This window comes from Caldicellulosiruptor changbaiensis, assembly GCF_003999255.1.
Lineage (GTDB): Bacteria > Bacillota > Thermoanaerobacteria > Caldicellulosiruptorales > Caldicellulosiruptoraceae > Caldicellulosiruptor > Caldicellulosiruptor changbaiensis.
The window spans coordinates 2,669,170-2,688,330 of sequence record NZ_CP034791.1; the positions used below are offsets into that span (position 1 = coordinate 2,669,170).

The window sequence follows — 19,161 nt, forward strand, 5'->3', positions numbered from 1 at the left end:
GAGGGGGTAAATGTTTTGAAAAGGAAAACCTTATTAAACGTAAGTATTGTATTTGTCTTGCTTTTGAGTTTACTTCTAAGCTGCGTCGCATATTCTCAAACGGTTTCTACTCCTCTTTTAAAAGCGGGCTTAGCTTATGCTCAGGCTCAGGGTAGCAAAACTATTGATGAAGAGTTCAGAATTGATTTGAGGTATTCTGCAGGAAACAATGCAACAGAGAATAGCAAAAAATTAGAAGAGTTTTTCAAAAAGATGTACATCAAAGGCAGAGTTGTTTCAGATGTCTCAAAATACGAAAGTAGTATGCAAATTGCTCTTTATTACAATAATAAAGAACTTTTAAAAGGTTCAATTTATGTTAACAAAGAATATGTTGCGTATAACTTCCCACAAATTTATTCAAAGCCACTTTATGTGAAGCTAAGCGAAGCATATGCCAATATGCCTGTACAGATTGATGTAAACAAGTATATAAAACTTTTCGATATTCAAAACAATCCTCAGCTTCAAGCACTGATTGCAAGCTACGCAGATGTTGTTTTACCAAAACTTGCATCTTGTGCAAAGCTTTCTGATAAAAAAGTTGAACTTACATTTAGCAATGGTAAAAAGGAAAGCTGTGATGAGATTATTTTCGAATTCAATAAGAACTCTTCCATTGACCTTTTAAAAGCCATTTTGACAAAAGCAGCAGATGATAAGGCAACAAAAGAGTTTATTCTTAGCACTACAAAGATGATTCTTGAAGATGCGCAATCTATTTTGAATGCTCAGCAGCTTGATAAAAGTACCACTTTAAACATTGACGAAATCATGAAGCAAGTCGAATCAAATTATTCGCAAATGGTAAAAGAAGCAGTTTACCAGATAGATAGCGTAGCTCCTCAAATTTCACCATTTACCTTGCAGTATAGAATGAGACTTGATAGCAAAAATAATCTCAAAGGTGAAAGGCTATATTTCTATTTAAAAGATTCTAACAATCTCAAAATCATGTTCAATTTAGATGGCGTCATTAATTCGTTAAATCGACCGGTTAAGATAACAAAGATTGACATATCAAAGGGTATTGACTTGAACAAGCTTTCTGATAAAGATTTAGAAACAATCACCAAAAATCTTGAAAAGATATTCAAAGCAGCCGGAATTTCTACTGGTATAAAATAACATCCTTTGGAAACTGAAAATCAAAAGAGGGGCTGTCCCAAAACAATAATTTTTAATAACCAAAAAGGACATTTTGTGGTATTAAATACCAATATTAAGTTATAAAGCAAACAAAAAGAGGGCTGGGCAACAGTTTTACCCCAACCCTCTATCATTATCTTTCCTAATTTTTCTATGTTATAGGCAATACAAACCAAACTCTACTTACGCTCTACACCCTTTAACCCTCTGAGCAGGAATCTCCTAAATCCTTTATTGTTCTTTATTAATCCCAAAATACTGTCTCAACTTCTACCTTCTTTTTATTGTAAATCTCTTTTCCTTCTCTACTTAACAGCCTTTGCCTTACCTCTTCCTTCAATTTTTCTAACCTTGGTCTTACACTAAATCTCTTCTTCCATCTTCTACCTTTATAACATTTTTCTCTGTGTTCACAGCCATTGCAAATCTCCTCGCATTGATATACCTTCTCATAGCTTACAAATCCTCTCTCATTTACACTTATCTTCGGATATAAGTATTTCACCTTCTTACCAGCAGGACAAATATAGGCAACTTCTTCAGCTATGTACTCCCAGTTCTTTACATCAAAAATATCCTTCTTAAATCTTCTTGTCTGCTCCAAGTCAAATGTGTTATACTTAATATAGTTATTAATGCCACATTCTTTCAGATGAAGGTAGTTTCCATCAAGCCCATAGCCACTGTCTGCTACAATGTTCTTGGGTGTGAATCCTGTCATCTTCTTCACAGCCTCAAGATGTTCTTTTAAGCAGACAGTATCTGTGGGACTTTGGTGGATGCTAAAACCTATCACAAATCGGTTCTGTGTGCCGATTTGAACATTATATCCAGGTTTTAGCATCCCATTTTTGATATGGTCATCCTTCATCCTCTATGGCAGTGGCATCATTGTCTGTCTTAGAGAAACTGTTCCTCCCATTTAAAATTGTCTCATAATTCTCATACTTTTTAAGCCTGAAAACGCAATCATTTTTCAATACCTTTACCAACTTCTTTACTCTTTTTTCTTTTCTCTTACTTTTAAACTCAGCTTCCTCAACTCTTTGATTTATTTGCTCAATTTTTTCTTCTAACTGCTTGCTATCATAGTCAGCTTCCAATTTTACATCTAAATCTCCCAATGCTTTATCTTCCTCTTCATTTTATTCTTTCAATTTCTTCAAGAGTGTTTTTTACTTTTTCTCTCAATTTCTTTTCGAAAGTTTTTGTGCTTTTAGCCCTAACAAAAGAATACTTGTTCGCATTAGCTTCAACTTTTGTCCCATCAAGATAGTAATAGTCGCAGTTTACATATCTTAACTCTATAAGGAGTTTAACCAACTCGACAAAGATATTTTCAATTGCATCCCCCAAAAATTCTTTTCTAAATCTGTTGATAGTTCTGAAATCAGGAGCTTGATATTTTGAGAGCCACATAAAAGTAAAGTTTTCACGTAAACCCCGAGCTATTTTTCCTGATGAATAAATACCTTGTATGTAAGCATAGATTAAAACTTTTAATAACATCAGTGGATGATAACTACTTGTACCACCACCTTTGTACTTTTCCATTATGGTTGATATATCTTATCTTATCAATGATTTTATCAATTACTCTGACCAAATGATTTTGAGGTATAAAAGCTTCTGGGTCGATAGGCATTAAATATTGGTATGAGTTGTAATTTTTGAAGACAACTTTATCATGTTTACGAGCCACTGGTATATCACCTCATATTATCATTTTTTATATATTATGTCAAAAATGTAAAATCAAAGAGGCTGTCCATTCGTCTTTTTGGACAGCCCCTCTTTATTTTTGATTTTAGTTTCTGACTTTCATTTTGTAAAAATATTTCATAGGCAAGTACATCAAGGCAAGTCCCACTACTGACAGTACAGTACAAATAATAATGTCCTCTAAAAAGTTACTTTCCAAATTATTATCTTTAATCAATAACATTGCACTAAATCCGATAGCATTTACTGTGGTATGAAATATAATTGAGTTTAATATTGATTTTGTCCAGTACAACACAAGTGCTAAAAATATTCCACAGAAAAAAGCGAAAATTCCCTGATACAAATCAAGGTGAATCAATCCAAAAACTAATGCCTGAATTATTAATGCCAAATATAAATTCATTTGTTTTCTTAGCATTATACCAAAAAGTAAACCTCTGAAAGTAATTTCTTCAAAAAATGGCGCTGCTATCACAATCGTAAAAAATACAAGGAATATGTTACTGTTCTTTAATTCTCTTAATATTGTATCTTCATAGTTTTTCCTAATTGGAGTTATAATATCGTCCAAACCCATTTCTAAAGCACCCAATATGCCATTGATTGCCATTTCAAATGATATAGCCAGTATTACGGTAAAAATAACGTCTTTAACTGTTATCTTTCGAAAGTTACAAAGCTGAAAAATATTTATTTTTTTTCTTTTTGAGTATATTACAGCAAAACACAAATATATCAAAAACATGCCAATATAAATTAAATTAGCATCGTCTTTTCCAGATATTAAACTTATAATTCCCATAATAATACTACTCAAGATAAACAAACCTATGTAGTTGATAACATCTTTCAAAGCACTCAAAGTCATTTTTTAATCCTCCTTCCTAACTCTGTTTTAACCAACTATTTTAGTGAACTTATTATTTTTTTATAACCTTGTAAAAACCTAAACTAACACATACTCCTACTTCTGCCTTTTTGCCATTCCTACAGCATCTTAAAGGTGAGGAATCTATTGTACAAACTTTTATCTAAGGCTCTATTTCTCTTACTAAAATCCTTGCTATTGTTTCTATATATCTGTCTTCAATTACTTTTGCCCATTTCAAGAAATGTGAATAATCAGGGCTATTTTTATCCTTATTACCTTTTTAAATTCTTCATTCTCATTTATCTTGTATTCTACACAATTTCTCCATCAAAAAACATTGAGTTCTTTCCATGACTTACCGCCATCTGTACTTTTAAATAGTCCCTTATGTGTTCCGGCATATACAGTTGCAGGATTGTGAGGGTCTATAACTATATCATATACTTCGCAATCTGTTAAACCACATTTTATCCATGTTTTTCCGCCATCTAAACTTTTTAATATCCCATTACCAAAAGTCCCTACATAAATTACAGAAGAATTTTTGGGATTTATTGCTAAAACCATTGCCCTCATATTTGTCAGTCCAGTGGGTTTCCACGTTTTACCGCCATCTGTGCTTTTATAAACTCCTGCATGAGTTGCAATATAGATTTTTTGAAAATCCAAAGGATCAATTTGTAAATCAGAAATAAGATAAACCAAGAGATTATTTGATAATTTATAAGATGGAAGCCCCCTATTATTTAATTGCCATGTTTTACCTTCATTTATGCTTACATACACTCCTTCCTCTGTTGCAACATAGATGATAGATGGTTTAGTAGGCACAATATCTATTGCAAAAACTTTTGATGTAATATAGCATTTATTCCATGTCTTACCGCCATCAATAGTTTTGTATAATCCGTCTTCTATATCTTCTGTCATTATATCTATGCAACCTCCATATAAGACATTGGAGTTGCTACTAGACATAACCATTTCAACTACTAGCTTCCCTGTCAAACCATTTTCAAAAGTTTGCCACGTTTTGCCACCATCCGTTGTTTTATATATACTATTTTCTGAGGCTAAATATACCTCATTAGAATTTTGAGGATTTATGAGTATATCTTTTATCCTATTTTGTGTTAAGCCTGTGTTATAAAATGTTTTCCCACCATCAATACTTTTATAAATCCCATTGTACATTGTTCCTGCATAAACAATTGATGAATTTTTAGGATCTATTGCTATTGACTCAATAGAACGACTGAAAAGCCCGTTATTAATTTGTTCCCAAGTCTTTCCACCATTTTTACTCTTATAAACTCCTCTATCTGTTCCTGCATAAATTATACTTGGATACTTAAAATCCAAAATCAATGAATAAATTCTTCGTTCGGTCAACCCAACCGCTCTCCATGTTCTTCCTCCGTCTGTACTTTTATAAACTCCACCCTTTAAATTATCTATATCCCATGTTCCTGCATAAATTATATCAGGGTTCTTAGGGTCAATTACAATTGAAAAAACACCAAAATTGCTTAGCCCCAGACTCTTCCATGTCTTGCCTCCATCAGAACTTTTGTATAATCCATCATGGAAAGTTCCTGCATATATTATTGAAGGTTTTTGAGAACATATTGTTATATTTACAACTTGATCAGAAGTAAATTTAATATATTCCCATGACCTACCGCCATCTATGCTTTTGCAAATACCACTATCCACACCTGCATAAAGCACATAAGGATTTATAGGATTCACTTCGAAGGCAAAAATGTGAATACCTTGCAAGTTTGTTATTTTCCATTTTCTCCCACCATCTGTACTTTTATATAACCTATTATTTGCAACCAAGTACACTTTCGAAGGATCTTTATAATCCAGTGCTAAAGCTCCAATCCAATCATAAAAGTACGCAATGACTTTTTTAGTTTTTCCACCATCTGTAGTTTTGTAAAGTGTCCCTTCACCACCTATGTAAATAGTTGACGGATTTTTTGAATCTATTTCTAACTCTTTGATATCAATGTTAGGAATACCTGTAACATTCCATGTCTTACCACCATCTAAACTTTTGAACAAACCATATCCTGTTCCTGCATAGATTATTGAACTATTCCTTGAATCCATTCTTAATACACGAACAATAGGTGGTTTTGGTCTTTCTTTAGCATAAGCAAACTCTCTAACTGGGTTATTTTCTCTAAAAAAGCTAATAGGAGTTGTTATAAGCAACATCAACGATAGAGCAACTGCAAAAAATGAATTTTTACAAAGAATTTTTGAAACAAAAATCTTGCGAATCATTTGACATCCTCCTTCTAACTTTGCTTTAATCATCACATTATGAAACCTACTATTTGTTTCTACCACTTTCTATAAGGAAGGACGATTTTCTCACTATTCTTTTTGTGTTCTTCTTCCTCACAATCATTCATCATTTCAAATCTAACAAGCCACAAAATAACATCAACTATTATTAATCCTATTAAAAAATAGAGTTTATATTTTTTGAGCCAAAAATAGTGGACAAATCCTAAGCCAGTACCTAAAGCCATATACACCAAATACCAAAGCCCTGTACCTCTTTTGCCCTGTTGCGGCTCTTGCACTGCCCTTGAAAAAGGCATTTGCTGGGTTGCAAGTGGAAATACTAAAAGAGAAAAGAACATCAATATAAAGAACATTGTCAAATAGTCAATTATTGAATTGTGGATTAAAATAAAAAGTATTATTGAAAGTATAATGAATAGTCTAACACCTATTGTAAAGACAAAAGCTAAATACGCTCCTTTTTTAATATCAAAAGGTTTTTTTATCGGTAAAACCTGATATATCCATGCAGCGTTTTTGTTGCTTGTTATCTGTACCATCTGAAATATCGAAATCATACCTGTTATAAAAACATACATTGAATAATAAAAGAAAAATTCTTTTGAAATAACATCAAGGACCGATTTTTTCTGAAAAGCTTCTCTTATTACCGGCGCTATGGCAATTACCAAAAATGAGGCAAGGCTTGGATATATACTGCTTTTTAAGTACCTGTCTCTTTTTAGCTGAGCTTTTGCAAATATATATGAAGCTCTTTGGACCCCATTTCTTAACAAAACATTGCTTATAAATCCCACTTTGTAGATTTTTGGTTTTACTTCAATTTCACCTGCGTTTAGTTTTACAAGATTTTTTTCTAAAATCTTGCCTGTATAAGAAATATGAAGATATACCAAAAACAGTGTAATTACTATTGCCATAACTCCTAAGAATAGATTCAATAAACTTCTATTGCTTCCATATAAATACTCAAACAAGCTTGCAAACCATGAAGATGGTAAAATATACAGCCACCAAGAATGTACTTTTGAAAAATTGGCTTTTGCAACTGCTTCAAATATTTGCCCTGATAACTGGTAAAAAATAGTAAAAACAACCATTAAAGTAATCTGAAAACCCACTATGACATCTCTTAGCTTTTCACCATCAAAATACACTAAAATACCTGCATATAAAAGGTTACATAAGCAGTATGAGAACAAAAGTACAAGCAGATAGACTAACAACAATAGAATGAAGAATGCCAATTTATACTTTATAGCCCCCAAAATTAAAGAAAGAAGAAATATCAAAAATGTTCTTGAAAAAAGCATAACAACAATAAAATATGTTTTCGCAAAAGCATATGTCTTATCATCAACCGGTTTTGTCAAAATAATATTCTTCTCTGTAATGTCTAATATAAACCACGAAAAGTCTGAAATTATAGTTGAGACAACTAAAAAAAGCAAAATCACAATGTTTAGTGAAATTCTCACAAACATTGTACTGTTGATTAAAAGAAACACCGCAGGAATAAAACCTATGAAAAATTGAAGAATGATATAGAAAATCTTCGACAATTTATCTGCAACAGAAGACTTCTGCAGGGTGGGCACACTTCTTTTTGCCACTAAAAATTTGTATCGCAAAAGAATTTTTAAAGTGGCATAATCAATACCTGCTTTTTTTATAAAAGGCAAAAACAAATCCAACAGTCTCACTGCAATACTATCTCTCATCTTTTTCACCCTTCATTACCTTTACAATTTCTTTTGCGATCTCCTGATGATTGGTAAAGCCTGTCAGCTCATTGAAAAGCTGTTCTAAGTTGTTTTGTTTAAGTTTCTGTGCAAGTTCTTCAAAAGGACCGTCTGCAACAATTGTACCTTTGTTTAAGAGAATAATCCTGTCGCTCACCTTCTCAACAACTTCCATAATATGAGAAGAGTAAAAAATGGTTTTGCCCTCTTTCTTTAGTTCTTTCATAAGTTCTTTGAAGATTGTTGCTGAGTTTGCATCAAGACCTGTCAAGGGTTCATCAAAGAACAAAAGGTCAGGGTTGTGAATTAAACTTGAAATAATTGCAAGTTTTTGTTTCATACCTTTTGAGTATGTAGAAAGCCTTGAATTTATAGCATCTTTCAAATCAAAAATTTCAATGAGCTCTAACGATCTTTTTTTAACTGTCTCCTCATCAAGCCCATAAAGCTGCCCGACAAAATTTAAGTACTCCATTGCAGTAAGACTTTCATAAAGCTCAATTACCTCTGGAACATATCCTATTCTTTTTTTGTAAAGATACTTTCCTCTAATATCTTCACCAAAAATCTCAACCTTGCCTTTATAATTTGTAATAATCCCCAAAAAGATTTTAATTGTAGTGCTCTTGCCTGCTCCATTTGGTCCGATGTACCCTATAATCTGCCCAGCCTCAACTTCAAAGCTGATTCCATTTAGCACATTTCCCTGACCATAGTCCATGTAAAGCTCACTTACTGAAATGACTTTTTTCATTTCTTTTTCCCCTTATAATGATATTTTAGGTCAAAAACTCCTTTGTATTTAATAATAGCAATTTGGTATTATAATTTCAATTATGCAACACTTACTATGCAACATTTTTTAAGTTTTGTTTTTTAAATCCTAAAAAATAATTTTTCGACAAAATTCTTTATCTTTCGACAAAATAAAAGTGTATAATAATGTCATCCAAATTTAATACAATTAAAAAAGGAGGAGTTCTAAATGCCCGGTAAGAAGAGGTCTGTGGTAGGTGTTCTACTTTTTTCCATAATAACACTTGGAATTTATTACTGGTACTGGATTTATGCAACCTCTAAGGAAGCCAACAGTACTTAGACAAAAAAACAACAAGTCCAGGTATAGAACTGTTATTAAATATTATCACATGCGGTCTCTACGGAATCTATTGGATATACAAATACAGCAAATTAGCCGTGGAATGTCAGCAAAAAGCAGGTTTACCAGCAGAAGATAACTCAATTGTAAATCTTATCCTTTACATTTTTGGTCTTGGGTTAATAAGCGCTATGATACTTCAATCAACTCTTAATAAAGTTATTTTTTTCTCCATAATAAATACGGGGCTGTTTACATAACAGGTGAACAGCCCTCTTTACGCTAAATATCTTATAAATTTTCTTGGTATATGCCTAAATAACTTTTCAGTAACCATTGAAATTATCTTTAATTTAAATTTCCTGGTTAGCATCAGTTCTTAAAGCTTTTTCGTTTTCAATTCTCTTTTTAAAAACATTATGAGGTTGTTGAATAAAAGAAATAACCATATAGAGTAAACATAGTAACAAAAGAAAAAAGCCCCCTTGTGTTATAATTTTAATTTAAGAGAAAACCACAACAAAACACAAGGGGGAAAAAGATGACTAAGAATATTAAAGCACAAAATAAGAAATTTTTAAAGCTGCTTTTTGTAATAAAAAAGGTTACTGAAGTTTTATCGAGGAAGATAAAGCAAAATAGAAGGGGACGACCGAGGAAATTTAATCTGTTTCAGATAATAGCTTGTTTGGTTTATAAAGTTAAAAAGGGGATAAAGAGTTTCAGAGAATTAGAATATCGAATAAATCAAGACACAGAGTTTAAGCAAGTAGTAGGTATAGAAGAAAGTCCGGACTATTCATATTTTGCAAAGTTGTCAAGAAAAATAGAAAAAGAATACATGCAAGATATAAAAGACATATTAATAGCTAAGATAGAACCTGATATGAGTATAGCGATAGTAGACTCTACGCCGCTGAGAAGTGCCAAAAATGATTCAGAAGCAAAAATAGGTATACATATTACAATAGGATTTTTCAGGGGATACAAATTACATCTTTTGTGTACAGGTAAAGAAGAAGTAATACCACTTTTCTGGATTTTAACAGGGGCAAATGAACATGACTCAAGACAAGAAGAGCTTTTGTATAGGGCATGGGGCTTTGGCTGTGAGATTGTATTAGCAGATGCGGGATACGATTGTAGCAGATGGTTTAATATAGCAAATGAGCTTAAAGTTAAATTTGTTGCTGGGATAAACAAAAGAAACATGAAAAATAAAAACAATGTTAGCAATAGTTTTAGAAGCAAGAACATAAGATTTTTAGAAACTGAAGAGGGTAAAAAGCTATACAAGCAGAGAACAAAGATTGAAAGACTATTTAGCAAATTAAAAGGTGAATATAATCTTGAGAATGTGAGGCTCAAGGGATTTAGAAATTATAAAAGGTATATTGATTGGATACTAATTACTTTTCTATTTGAGCAACTTCTTAGAAAGTTAGAAGGTAAGAAGTTTTCTTTCGCTTATGAATGGAATCAATAACTTTTGTTTATTTTATGTATTGTTGGTAATATTTTTTATTCAACAACCTATTTAAAAACATTATTTTAAATATATATTAGCCAACCACAAAATCGTTACTGTTATCTTCCTGACTCTCAACATTACTTTCCTTATTGATGACATCATTTAGCATGTTGTATGGAAGATATTGTATTATTACAAAATAAGGAAATGCAATAAAATAAAGGATAGCCGCTGCTAAACTCAAAATAATAAATAAAAAGCTTTCATGAAAAGAACCTGTTTTATCCAGTATTCCCACTATATAAAGTGGTATCTGAAAAATCATTGATGCAATAATGCTGTATAAAGCAGTGGCTATCACAAAGCCCATCTTCCCCTTGGTAAGCTTTAAGCTCTCTCTTATACTCTCTAAAATTCCTAAGTTCTTATCTATCAGAGCTGAATTTGCAAACATTAACCTCAAAAGTAAGTAAATTGCTAATACAAAACCAGCAATTCCAATTGCAAACACAACAAACCGTGCCAAAACATCTATTATATCTGGCGCTCTAGCTACACAAACAATTCCTACAATAAGTACCGGCGCTACTATTAACATCAAAAGCAACCCTAAGCCAAACATCTTTAAAGCCATCAAAATATTTTTTTCTTTCATCTTTTCAAAGTAGATACTAAAAGGTCTTTTAACTACCTCCTTATCTCTTGATATTTCAATAAAGGTTTTTATGAGTGGATATTGTATAAAAGTTACTACTAAAAAAATCCATACAAGTGAAAGAATTACCATTAAAATTATGAAGAAAATAAGTTTATTACTTAAAAAAGGAAATATATCTTCCTCCTTTAAGAGTGACACCGTAGAGACATCCACACCCATAAACATAGCCAGTAAAATGCCAAGTATTAGTAGAATGACAAATGATAAAAATACTATAAGAGCTGAAATAACTATAAGACCAAATATGTAGCCATAGTATCTTTTAGTGTAGAAAAATGAATCCTGTAAAAAATCTCTAAACACCTAAAAATTCCTTCCTCCTTTTTTTGCAGAATAATTTATATATTCAAAAATACCACATTTTCAAATTTAAAAACAAGTGGTATTCTGAAAGTGTATTCATTTTTTTCTTCTTAATAGTGCCCACAAATTCATTGCAATATAAATAATCGATACTAATAAACCGAACATATAAGCTATTTGTATTTTCGGCCCAAATATATATTTGGTGCTATGAGTGTAAAAACCATTTAAGAAAATGTTTACTTGTTTTGGCTTTTCAGCATTGTTTTCCCATAGCGGATTATAGGCTTCATTTAGTATGTTTAATTTGCTACCTTTTTGTATATTACTTGGTAAAATCACTACTGAGGAGAACTTGTTCATTTTGCTTATATCCATTAATTTAATTTGTTTTAACTCAAACATACCATCTTCTTTACCATTACTGCGTACAAAAAAAACTATCTGGACAAAACCATCCCTTCTGGGTGAAAATATGCTTTGTCCTTTATTGCTTGATATATCAATAAATTGGCTATCGTAAAGAACTTTATTCTTGTCCATAAATAAAATCTTAGCACTAACTTCTGCCATTCCTTTTGTTTCAATATCAAAGTCTACATAGTACAATTCGTTCTTTTTTGACTTTATCTGTTTTGTTCCATATATCAGCCAGTATTTTACTTTATCAGAATATATGTCTGAATACTTGCTGCTAAATATTTTATTTCCTTTTTTTTGAGTTGTCACAGATTCTTGGAGAATGTTTGAAATCAATATATAAAGAGTATCATCCACTTTTAAATTAACCTTAACCTCTTCAGGATGCAAAACATGAATATCCTCCGGTTCTGTTAAAGATTGTATTCCATTTTCAAATTTTATCTCTAAGGTGTATTGTCCTTTTTTCAAAAAACCAAGGTCAATATAGTATAATTGTGAACTCCATTTTGGATTTTTTTCTTTTTCAATACTTAAAAAATATGAATAAGGTTTGTTCGAAACATAAAATCTTATGCCATCAAAATTATTATTAATCGATTTAAAAAATTTCAAATACCCAAATTTTACAACTTTATTATCCTTGTCTTTCAACGCTATTGCTACTTTACTTGTAATGTTCCCTACAAAATACAGTTTATAACTGTCATTTCTTAGTATATCTATTTTCTTAGTATAAATCCCACTACCTATTACATCCACCAGGTTGTCAACAAAATTTGGATGAACATAGTAATTCTCTAAACCTTTAACTTTAAAACCTTCTCTTAATGTAAATTCATTGCTAAACAATACCATCGCTTGTTTACTCTTCAAATCCATGCTCTGAATTTTTTTATATAACCAATCAGGTAAAGCACAAAGAAGGTTTAACAGTACAAATCCCTCTTCTGGTTTTATAACAATCGTGTCTTTAGTATATTTACCAACATATAACCATTTAAACTGGTTCTCATCACCTTTTAAACTTATTTTGGTATCATTGATTTTGACCTTTCCACCATTCTCATTTACCAGAGCTCTAACGTAAAGGTGGTACTTTCCTTTAATATATGAAGGAACTTTTATTCTCAGCTCATTAGATGAGATGCTTGAAAAAAATCTCAATTCAAAGTCATGAATCCAAAAGTACACCGGTGTTTTTTGGTCTTCAAGTAACCAAAGCTCTACTCTCATATACTTTGTTGCAGGGGGGACAACAGCATTGGTATTTATAAGTGCTTTATTGAACTCAGCTACTTCTCCGGGAACACTCCCATAAACCACCCCCAATTCATTCATGTTTTCATTGAAGAATTTAAGCTTGAAATGAACTTTTCCAGCATTTACACCTGAAACCACTGCCCGAAGACTTATAAATCCAGGTTTTATTGACATAAGTTTTGACCTTGCAATTTTCCAAAAAACATTGCCAATAAACTTTTTTGGTGCAACCTCGGCTGCTAAGATGCTATTACCCATTACATCTTTTGTAATTTCAAGTTTAAAATTTGTTTCCTCTTTGTCAATTTCAAAAAAATCTGTTTTTATAATATCGTTGGAGTTAAGTATAATCTCACCAACATTCTTATTTAATTTATATGGAGGAAGTCCCACTGTATAGGGTGTATATGTGAATATAAACCCTTTACTATAATCATAATCCCATGGTAAACGATTTAAATTGTTCACCTTGTGAATCCAGAACCAGTCTGACTCTTTGCACATTGACTTTGCCCAACCTATATATGGATTCCCTGTGTTTATTTTATCAAACAGTGATATTATGTATTTCTCAGGCACAATCTGTTGAAAAATATCAAACTTATTATCACCTACCACTAAATTTACCTTGTTAAGATCAAACTTCTCCCTTTTACCCTGAGACCAGATCATATTATATCCTTTTGACCCCAATATATTTTCAAAGTCAAAGAGCTGAACAAAATGGTTCAATCCTTTGGTATTGTAAATGTCCACCTTAGCGTTATCAGAATTCTTCTTTACATCGTAAAGATAAATAAATCCTAACTTCTTTCTTAACTTAACTTCTTTTTGCTTTTCCAGAATAAAAAGATTAAACTTTTGCCTTTCTTCTTGATTTTGGACATCTCTGTGATAAGCCACTTGATTGAAACCTGTAAGCTCTAATAATCTGCCTATCTTGTCAGTACCACCTTTATCCAGTATATTCTGTAAATATGAATAAAAATATGAAATTGTCCCCACGTTATTTTCATGTTGAAATATTGTATTTTTAGAAGATGCATATACATGAAAATCTCCAACCGCTTTCATTGAACCAGGCATTTCCTTGTTTACATTCCAACTATAAGCTGAAATTCCATTTGAGAGTACCATATTGTCCATAGTGGGTATCCATAATATTTTGCCATCTTTTGTGTAATATTTACTTATTTCTTTATATTCCTTAGGAATCGGCACACCTTTGTAATAATTATCGATGTAAAAAATTTTAACTGGTCTTTGATAGAAATAGAAGCAAACCAGCATAACAATAACAAAAGCTACTGCAAATTTTCTGCCAAAACCTGCATTCAGCAAGAAAAACACTATTCTGTCTATTCCAAAACCCAAAATTATAGCCAAAAAACAAGCCAGTACACCTACCAGTTTGTTAGGGTCTCTAAAGAGATGACCTATTACCGGAACATCTGTTACTACCTTAACATATACATCAGCAAAGGGGTCAACGTTTGTTCCTAAGGAAAGTAAGATTACTAAACTTGTTACTATAGTGAAAAGTCTTACATAAAAATGCCATCCAAAGCGATAAAATATTATGTACGCAATTATAAGTAGGAAGACTCCCCCCGCAAACCAAAACATTTTGTCTAAGAATATTTCTAAGTTAAAAAATGGAAGCCAGTAGGAAATTAAATAGAGAACATTTTGTACTGAACTATTTCGTGAAAATAATTGAAGTGTATCAACTACATTTACATTTTGAGGTTCAATATTGACAAATAACAGCGCTATTGAATATGTCAAAAACCAATAAAGATTCCCAACTATCATCAAAATAATCATTATAAAGTATTTTCTTAGGTAAAACAAAAGCACAGCCTTAGAATAGCCATTTAATTTCCATATCCTTAGTATAATGCCCATAAATAGTATGGTAAGAAAAATAATATAAAAGAAAAAATAGTGGATAGCCGCAGAACCAATCATGGAGTACAAGACTATTTTGAAAAAGTCATTAAGAGCTATTTTTTCATTTATAGTAATGTGCTTTCTCTGAATTCTTCTTCTTTGTTGATATTCTTCAACTTCCTTCTGAAAGTTAAAAATTTTTATTTCAAACAATTTCAAAAATTCCATTATTATAAGCGGGAATACACTGTACCCACTCAATAAAAATATATGCTGAATTCTGAATATAACCCAAGGATTTAATGCATAATACACAGCCGGTATAATTAATCCAAAATAATGCACATAATCAGGAAAACCTTTGAGAGTTTTTATCAATAGATATTCACATAATAAAAACATACCTACTCCAGACATTAGTAAACAAAACAAAATTATCAACTTGAGCATTGCTTGATTGTAAAAAAACGATAGTAGAAAATTTAATACATAAAAAGGAATTATAAAAAATAAACGAGATAAATTGAAGAAGTTGGCTGAAGAAAAGTGCGGATTGAAAATCCCCCATATTCTCTCAATGTACCTCTTATCGTTAATCCCACTAAAGTCAAGATCACTGAAGATAATAAAGCCATTATTAAACCAAATATTCTTCGTATCTATCAGGATTATTGCTATCACAAGAATCAATGAAATAGCCTTTACCAATTTCCTCTGCTTTTCAAATACCTCTTCTTGTTTCATTTTATCTTATCCCTCGTTCATTTGCTTCTAAAAAAGCTAAGCTTATTTTTTTCGAGGATGTGATTTTTTAGGTGCATAAGGCTGAACACTATTTGAATCTTTTCCATAGTTATAGTCCATGTTTTCGATAACAATAGATTTAAACCAACTGCTTGATTTTACAACTGTATGCCATCCTAATAAAATAAAACTCCCAATTATTATAGCAACTAAAAGTGTTTTTATCAAAAATTTTTTACGCTTTACTTTGTATAAAATGTTTCTCCCCCTTCTTCTCATCTTTTCATCATTCCTTTTTTTTTATTTAAATTTCTTGATATACTCGTCCACATAAAATTCAATGTCAATACAAGGTACATAAACACAACTCCAATTGCTAAAATTGGATGTCTTATGTATTTCTTTAAATTTTCTTTATGGTAAAGATGGGGACGAAAGAAATAATACCTTTTTATTATATCCCATTTTGAACATTTATCTGAATCAAGCATATAACAGAAGTAGGTATTCTTTTTTCTCAATAAGTCTTTGAAGGTTACCTTCTTTTCGTCATGAAGAATAAAAATCTCCTGGGTTTTTATAATTTTTAAACCTTTTCTAATACCCATTATTGTTGGCTGAATTTCTTCAAATGCTTCCAAACCCTCAACAAACCCCGGAAAAGAAAGCACTTTCCATAACCTGGCTGCCTCAATATTCCCACTTTCTCTACAATAATTTACTCTATATAAGTTTCTCTCAAAGACCTTAACTTTTGTCCAAAAATTATTATAACTGCTAAAAGCCACTTCAGGAATAATAAAGGCATCACAATCATAATTTTCAACCACTGTTTTCAACTTTTTGAGAAAACCAGGAGGAAGGACCATATCACTATCTAAAAATAGGAAATGTGTACAATTTTCAGCTAAAATTTTTTTTAGTCCTTCAATCCTCGCATAACTTCTTCCACTGTGTCTAATTCTCAGAATGTCAAAATGAGGATATGTAAGAGGTGAATCTGAACCATCATCAACGCATACAACATAAATTGGAAAATCTATTTCATCAAGTTGGTTATAGATAGAATCTAAGCATCTTAAAATAATATCTCCATCATTATATGTCGTTATTAAAATTCCCAGCTTCATAATTGCTCCAACCCTTTATGTATTTTCTATTATGGTTTGTATAACCCGCAGGAACTCCTCACACTGTTTATTATAGTTTAGCTGTGTAGCAAATTCAAATGCACAAATTCTCATCCTTTCATATTCCTCCCTATCAATACTTAGAAACTTTTCTAATAAATAACACTTTCCTATTCCCTTTGTTACAAAACCAGCCTTCCCATAATTTGTTGCATCAAGACAACCAGAAACAGGATATACCAAAGAAGGTGTCCCTAAGTTAGCTGCTTCGCTTATTACAAGCCCCCAACCTTCTCTAATAGATGGAAAAATGTGCATATAGGCTTTCTCTACTATTTCTTGTTTTTTCTCTTCAGAAATATATCCAGTGAAAATTACATCTGCTTTAATTCTCTTTGCATAATTTCTTAATTTTCTTTTATATCTCTCTTGTCCTTCTCCTATAATAAATATTTTTCTATTAAGTTTCTTTGCTAAATAAATTGCATCCTCAAATCTTTTATATGGAACTAATCTTCCTACACTAACAAGATAGTCTTCTTTCTCTGTATTCGGAAGTGAAGTATACTTGTGCTTTATTGAATTTTTTACAATCCATATAAATTCTTCTTTGAACCCAAACCTCTGCAGGTCCTCCTTAGTTGACTGGCTAACTGTTACCGCCATTCCAGATGATAGACGCCACAGGAGTTTTTCGAGTAATTTAAGTACTTTACCAATGTACTTCGGAAAATAATATTCCCAAATTTCAAGTGCAAGCTGGTGAACAATTAGTAACCTCTTGTTTTTTGTAACATATAAAAAAGTGAAAAACTGATGTGTGTTTGTATGGTCAATAACTAAATCAATATTTTCCCTATTTTTTTTATAATAAAACATTGCTTTGAATATCAGGCTGATTAAATTAGTTTTGAACCGAATAAATGTTATATTATCATATATCTCATAATCTTTCTGACTACCATCATTTTGACACAAACACGTTATTTTGTAATGTTCACTCAAACCTTTCAGCACATTAAACAAGTATCTTTCCGCACCACCAGCTTTTTTATGGAAAATATCCCTTTGAGTTAACACTAAAATATTCTTCATTGCTTCCCCTCGCAATATTTAACTTGTTGTCTTATACTTTCCTTTGCAATTGTTATAGGTTGAATATAAAAAAGTCGCAAACATGTGAAAAATTATTAAAGATATTAAAATCAAAATTAATACCTCAAATTTCAATTCTCTCAATAGTGAGACTTTATTTTTTAAGCCTCCTATCAACATAAATAAACACAATGGTTCAATTACTAACTGCTTCTTTTTTATGTAATTTGAGTAATTTATAAACAATATTGTAGTCATTAAAAGGTAAAATAAAACTGGCGATACACTTAAATTAAATGAATGTGGAATTTTGAAAAGATAGTAATTTATGTACTTCCCCAGTAAAATATAACCAATGAAAATTCCAGCCCATGCCACGGTTAGATAAATCCAATAGGGATATGTTTTTTTATTAATCAAAACAAGATTTCCAATCGACACTGTAACAACATAAGCAACCATACCCCACGGCCTTGTCAAAACAAGAGAGTTATAAAAGTTCATTCCCTTTAATGCTAATAGATCAATATTCTGAATTATAAAAATTATCATTACAAAAAGTAAATAATAAGCTCTTTTTCTAATTTCATCAATGTTTTTGTTTGCAAAGCTATTCTTATTTTCTCTTTTCAAAATCCATTTTATCAAAGATGAATACGCTGCCAACACCAGCAAATACCCACCGACATTTGAAACAATCCATCTCGTCAAAAGACCATTTAAAGGAAACAATATTAATATCCCAAATCTACTTGTGTGCAATAGAAAATTAATTAAAGCCCCTTTTATGTAATTTTTCTCTCTCAACAAAGTTCCTCTGAGAAAAACTACAAAGCTGTCCATTAATAAAAGCACACTTATTGCCCATCCATAAGATGGATATAAGACATACAATATAATTCCTAAAATTAATGAAATTACACTTATTACTTTTACAGTTGTGTAAAAGCTGATATTGTATTCTATTTTGAGAAACATAACAATGTTAGAAACATAAAAAAATGTACTTAAAAGTGAATTAGCAAATACAACCTCTTTTAAACTTTCTAATTCAGTAACTCCCAATCTGTAAAGGTATGTAATATACAAAAATGGGACGGCAGCAATAAATAAGTCAAGAATAATATATACAATTTCTTTTTTTCGTTCGCTCACCTTATCCCCACCTATAAAG

Annotated in this window: 14 protein-coding genes and 2 pseudogenes; 4 read left to right on the forward strand and 12 right to left on the reverse strand. The window is 31.3% G+C overall.

The annotated features are described in order from the left end of the window. Positions 1 to 15 precede the first annotated feature (15 nt). A complete protein-coding gene (locus ELD05_RS12835) occupies positions 16 to 1,167 on the forward strand; it encodes a hypothetical protein (protein WP_127352736.1) in 1,152 nt (383 codons plus the stop codon). Here the strand turns inward: ELD05_RS12835 and ELD05_RS12840 are convergent. From ELD05_RS12840 to ELD05_RS12865, 6 genes and pseudogenes are all read right to left on the reverse strand, one after another. Next, a pseudogene (locus tag ELD05_RS12840) lies at positions 1,099 to 2,890 on the reverse strand (IS1182 family transposase). The gene ELD05_RS12835 and the pseudogene ELD05_RS12840 overlap by 69 nt on opposite strands. Before the next feature lie 105 nt (positions 2,891 to 2,995). Further along, positions 2,996 to 3,781, reverse strand: a complete 786-nt coding sequence (locus ELD05_RS12845; protein ID WP_127352737.1) for a CPBP family intramembrane glutamic endopeptidase — start codon at positions 3,779 to 3,781, stop codon at positions 2,996 to 2,998. A gap of 58 nt (positions 3,782 to 3,839) precedes the next feature. Further along, positions 3,840 to 4,099 (reverse strand): annotated as a pseudogene (locus tag ELD05_RS12850) (ISNCY family transposase); the annotation flags it as partial. Positions 4,100 to 4,111: 12 nt separating this feature from the next. Then, the gene (locus ELD05_RS12855; protein WP_164742612.1) at positions 4,112 to 6,082 is read right to left on the reverse strand and encodes a WD40/YVTN/BNR-like repeat-containing protein; all 1,971 of its coding nucleotides are present in this window, start codon (positions 6,080 to 6,082) and stop codon (positions 4,112 to 4,114) included. Positions 6,083 to 6,141: 59 nt separating this feature from the next. Beyond that, a complete protein-coding gene (locus ELD05_RS12860) occupies positions 6,142 to 7,830 on the reverse strand; it encodes a hypothetical protein (RefSeq protein WP_127352739.1) in 1,689 nt (562 codons plus the stop codon). Next, positions 7,820 to 8,605, reverse strand: coding sequence for an ABC transporter ATP-binding protein (locus ELD05_RS12865; RefSeq protein ID WP_127352740.1), 786 nt, complete (start codon positions 8,603 to 8,605; stop codon positions 7,820 to 7,822). The genes ELD05_RS12860 and ELD05_RS12865 overlap by 11 nt, the downstream gene beginning before the upstream one ends. Positions 8,606 to 8,836: 231 nt before the next feature. Here ELD05_RS12865 and ELD05_RS14645 point away from each other — a divergent pair, with 231 nt between their 5' ends. From ELD05_RS14645 to ELD05_RS12875, 3 genes are all read left to right on the forward strand, one after another. Further along, positions 8,837 to 8,950, forward strand: a complete 114-nt coding sequence (locus ELD05_RS14645; protein WP_241243511.1) for a DUF4234 domain-containing protein — start codon at positions 8,837 to 8,839, stop codon at positions 8,948 to 8,950. 74 nt (positions 8,951 to 9,024) lie between these two features. After that, positions 9,025 to 9,210: a hypothetical protein gene (locus ELD05_RS14650; protein ID WP_241243706.1), complete on the forward strand. Its 186-nt coding sequence runs from the start codon at positions 9,025 to 9,027 to the stop codon at positions 9,208 to 9,210. Between the two features lie 281 nt (positions 9,211 to 9,491). Then, a complete protein-coding gene (locus ELD05_RS12875) occupies positions 9,492 to 10,436 on the forward strand; it encodes a transposase (RefSeq protein WP_127350942.1) in 945 nt (314 codons plus the stop codon). Positions 10,437 to 10,512: 76 nt separating this feature from the next. Here ELD05_RS12875 and ELD05_RS12880 read toward each other — a convergent pair whose 3' ends face one another. From ELD05_RS12880 to ELD05_RS12905, 6 genes are all read right to left on the reverse strand, one after another. Then, complete coding sequence (locus ELD05_RS12880) at positions 10,513 to 11,442, reverse strand: hypothetical protein (protein WP_127352741.1); 930 nt, start codon at positions 11,440 to 11,442, stop codon at positions 10,513 to 10,515. A gap of 96 nt (positions 11,443 to 11,538) precedes the next feature. After that, a complete protein-coding gene (locus tag ELD05_RS12885; protein ID WP_127352742.1) occupies positions 11,539 to 15,762 on the reverse strand; it encodes a hypothetical protein in 4,224 nt (1,407 codons plus the stop codon). Between the two features lie 42 nt (positions 15,763 to 15,804). Further along, positions 15,805 to 16,041: a hypothetical protein gene (locus tag ELD05_RS12890; protein ID WP_127352743.1), complete on the reverse strand. Its 237-nt coding sequence runs from the start codon at positions 16,039 to 16,041 to the stop codon at positions 15,805 to 15,807. Next, on the reverse strand, positions 16,038 to 16,892 hold the full coding sequence (locus ELD05_RS12895; protein ID WP_127352744.1) for a glycosyltransferase family 2 protein: 855 nt from the start codon (positions 16,890 to 16,892) through the stop codon (positions 16,038 to 16,040). The genes ELD05_RS12890 and ELD05_RS12895 overlap by 4 nt, the downstream gene beginning before the upstream one ends. A 15-nt stretch (positions 16,893 to 16,907) precedes the next feature. Further along, complete coding sequence (locus ELD05_RS12900) at positions 16,908 to 17,987, reverse strand: glycosyltransferase family 4 protein (RefSeq protein WP_127352745.1); 1,080 nt, start codon at positions 17,985 to 17,987, stop codon at positions 16,908 to 16,910. A gap of 18 nt (positions 17,988 to 18,005) precedes the next feature. Continuing rightward, positions 18,006 to 19,142, reverse strand: coding sequence for a hypothetical protein (locus ELD05_RS12905; RefSeq protein ID WP_127352746.1), 1,137 nt, complete (start codon positions 19,140 to 19,142; stop codon positions 18,006 to 18,008). Between the last annotated feature and the right edge of the window lie 19 nt (positions 19,143 to 19,161).

Bases quoted from the DNA above. Each gene is read 5' to 3' on its own strand.
- ELD05_RS12860 (WP_127352739.1), bottom strand. From the start codon at position 7,830: ATGAGAGATAGTATTGCAGTGAGACTGTTGGATTTGTTTTTGCCTTTT.
- ELD05_RS12865 (WP_127352740.1), bottom strand. From the start codon at position 8,605: ATGAAAAAAGTCATTTCAGTAAGTGAGCTTTACATGGACTATGGTCAG.
- ELD05_RS12845 (WP_127352737.1), bottom strand. From the start codon at position 3,781: ATGACTTTGAGTGCTTTGAAAGATGTTATCAACTACATAGGTTTGTTT.
- ELD05_RS12900 (WP_127352745.1), bottom strand. From the start codon at position 17,987: ATGAAGAATATTTTAGTGTTAACTCAAAGGGATATTTTCCATAAAAAA.
- ELD05_RS12885 (WP_127352742.1), bottom strand. From the start codon at position 15,762: ATGAAACAAGAAGAGGTATTTGAAAAGCAGAGGAAATTGGTAAAGGCT.
- ELD05_RS12895 (WP_127352744.1), bottom strand. From the start codon at position 16,892: ATGAAGCTGGGAATTTTAATAACGACATATAATGATGGAGATATTATT.
- ELD05_RS14645 (WP_241243511.1), top strand. From the start codon at position 8,837: ATGCCCGGTAAGAAGAGGTCTGTGGTAGGTGTTCTACTTTTTTCCATA.
- ELD05_RS12855 (WP_164742612.1), bottom strand. From the start codon at position 6,082: ATGATTCGCAAGATTTTTGTTTCAAAAATTCTTTGTAAAAATTCATTT.
- ELD05_RS12875 (WP_127350942.1), top strand. From the start codon at position 9,492: ATGACTAAGAATATTAAAGCACAAAATAAGAAATTTTTAAAGCTGCTT.
- ELD05_RS12890 (WP_127352743.1), bottom strand. From the start codon at position 16,041: ATGAGAAGAAGGGGGAGAAACATTTTATACAAAGTAAAGCGTAAAAAA.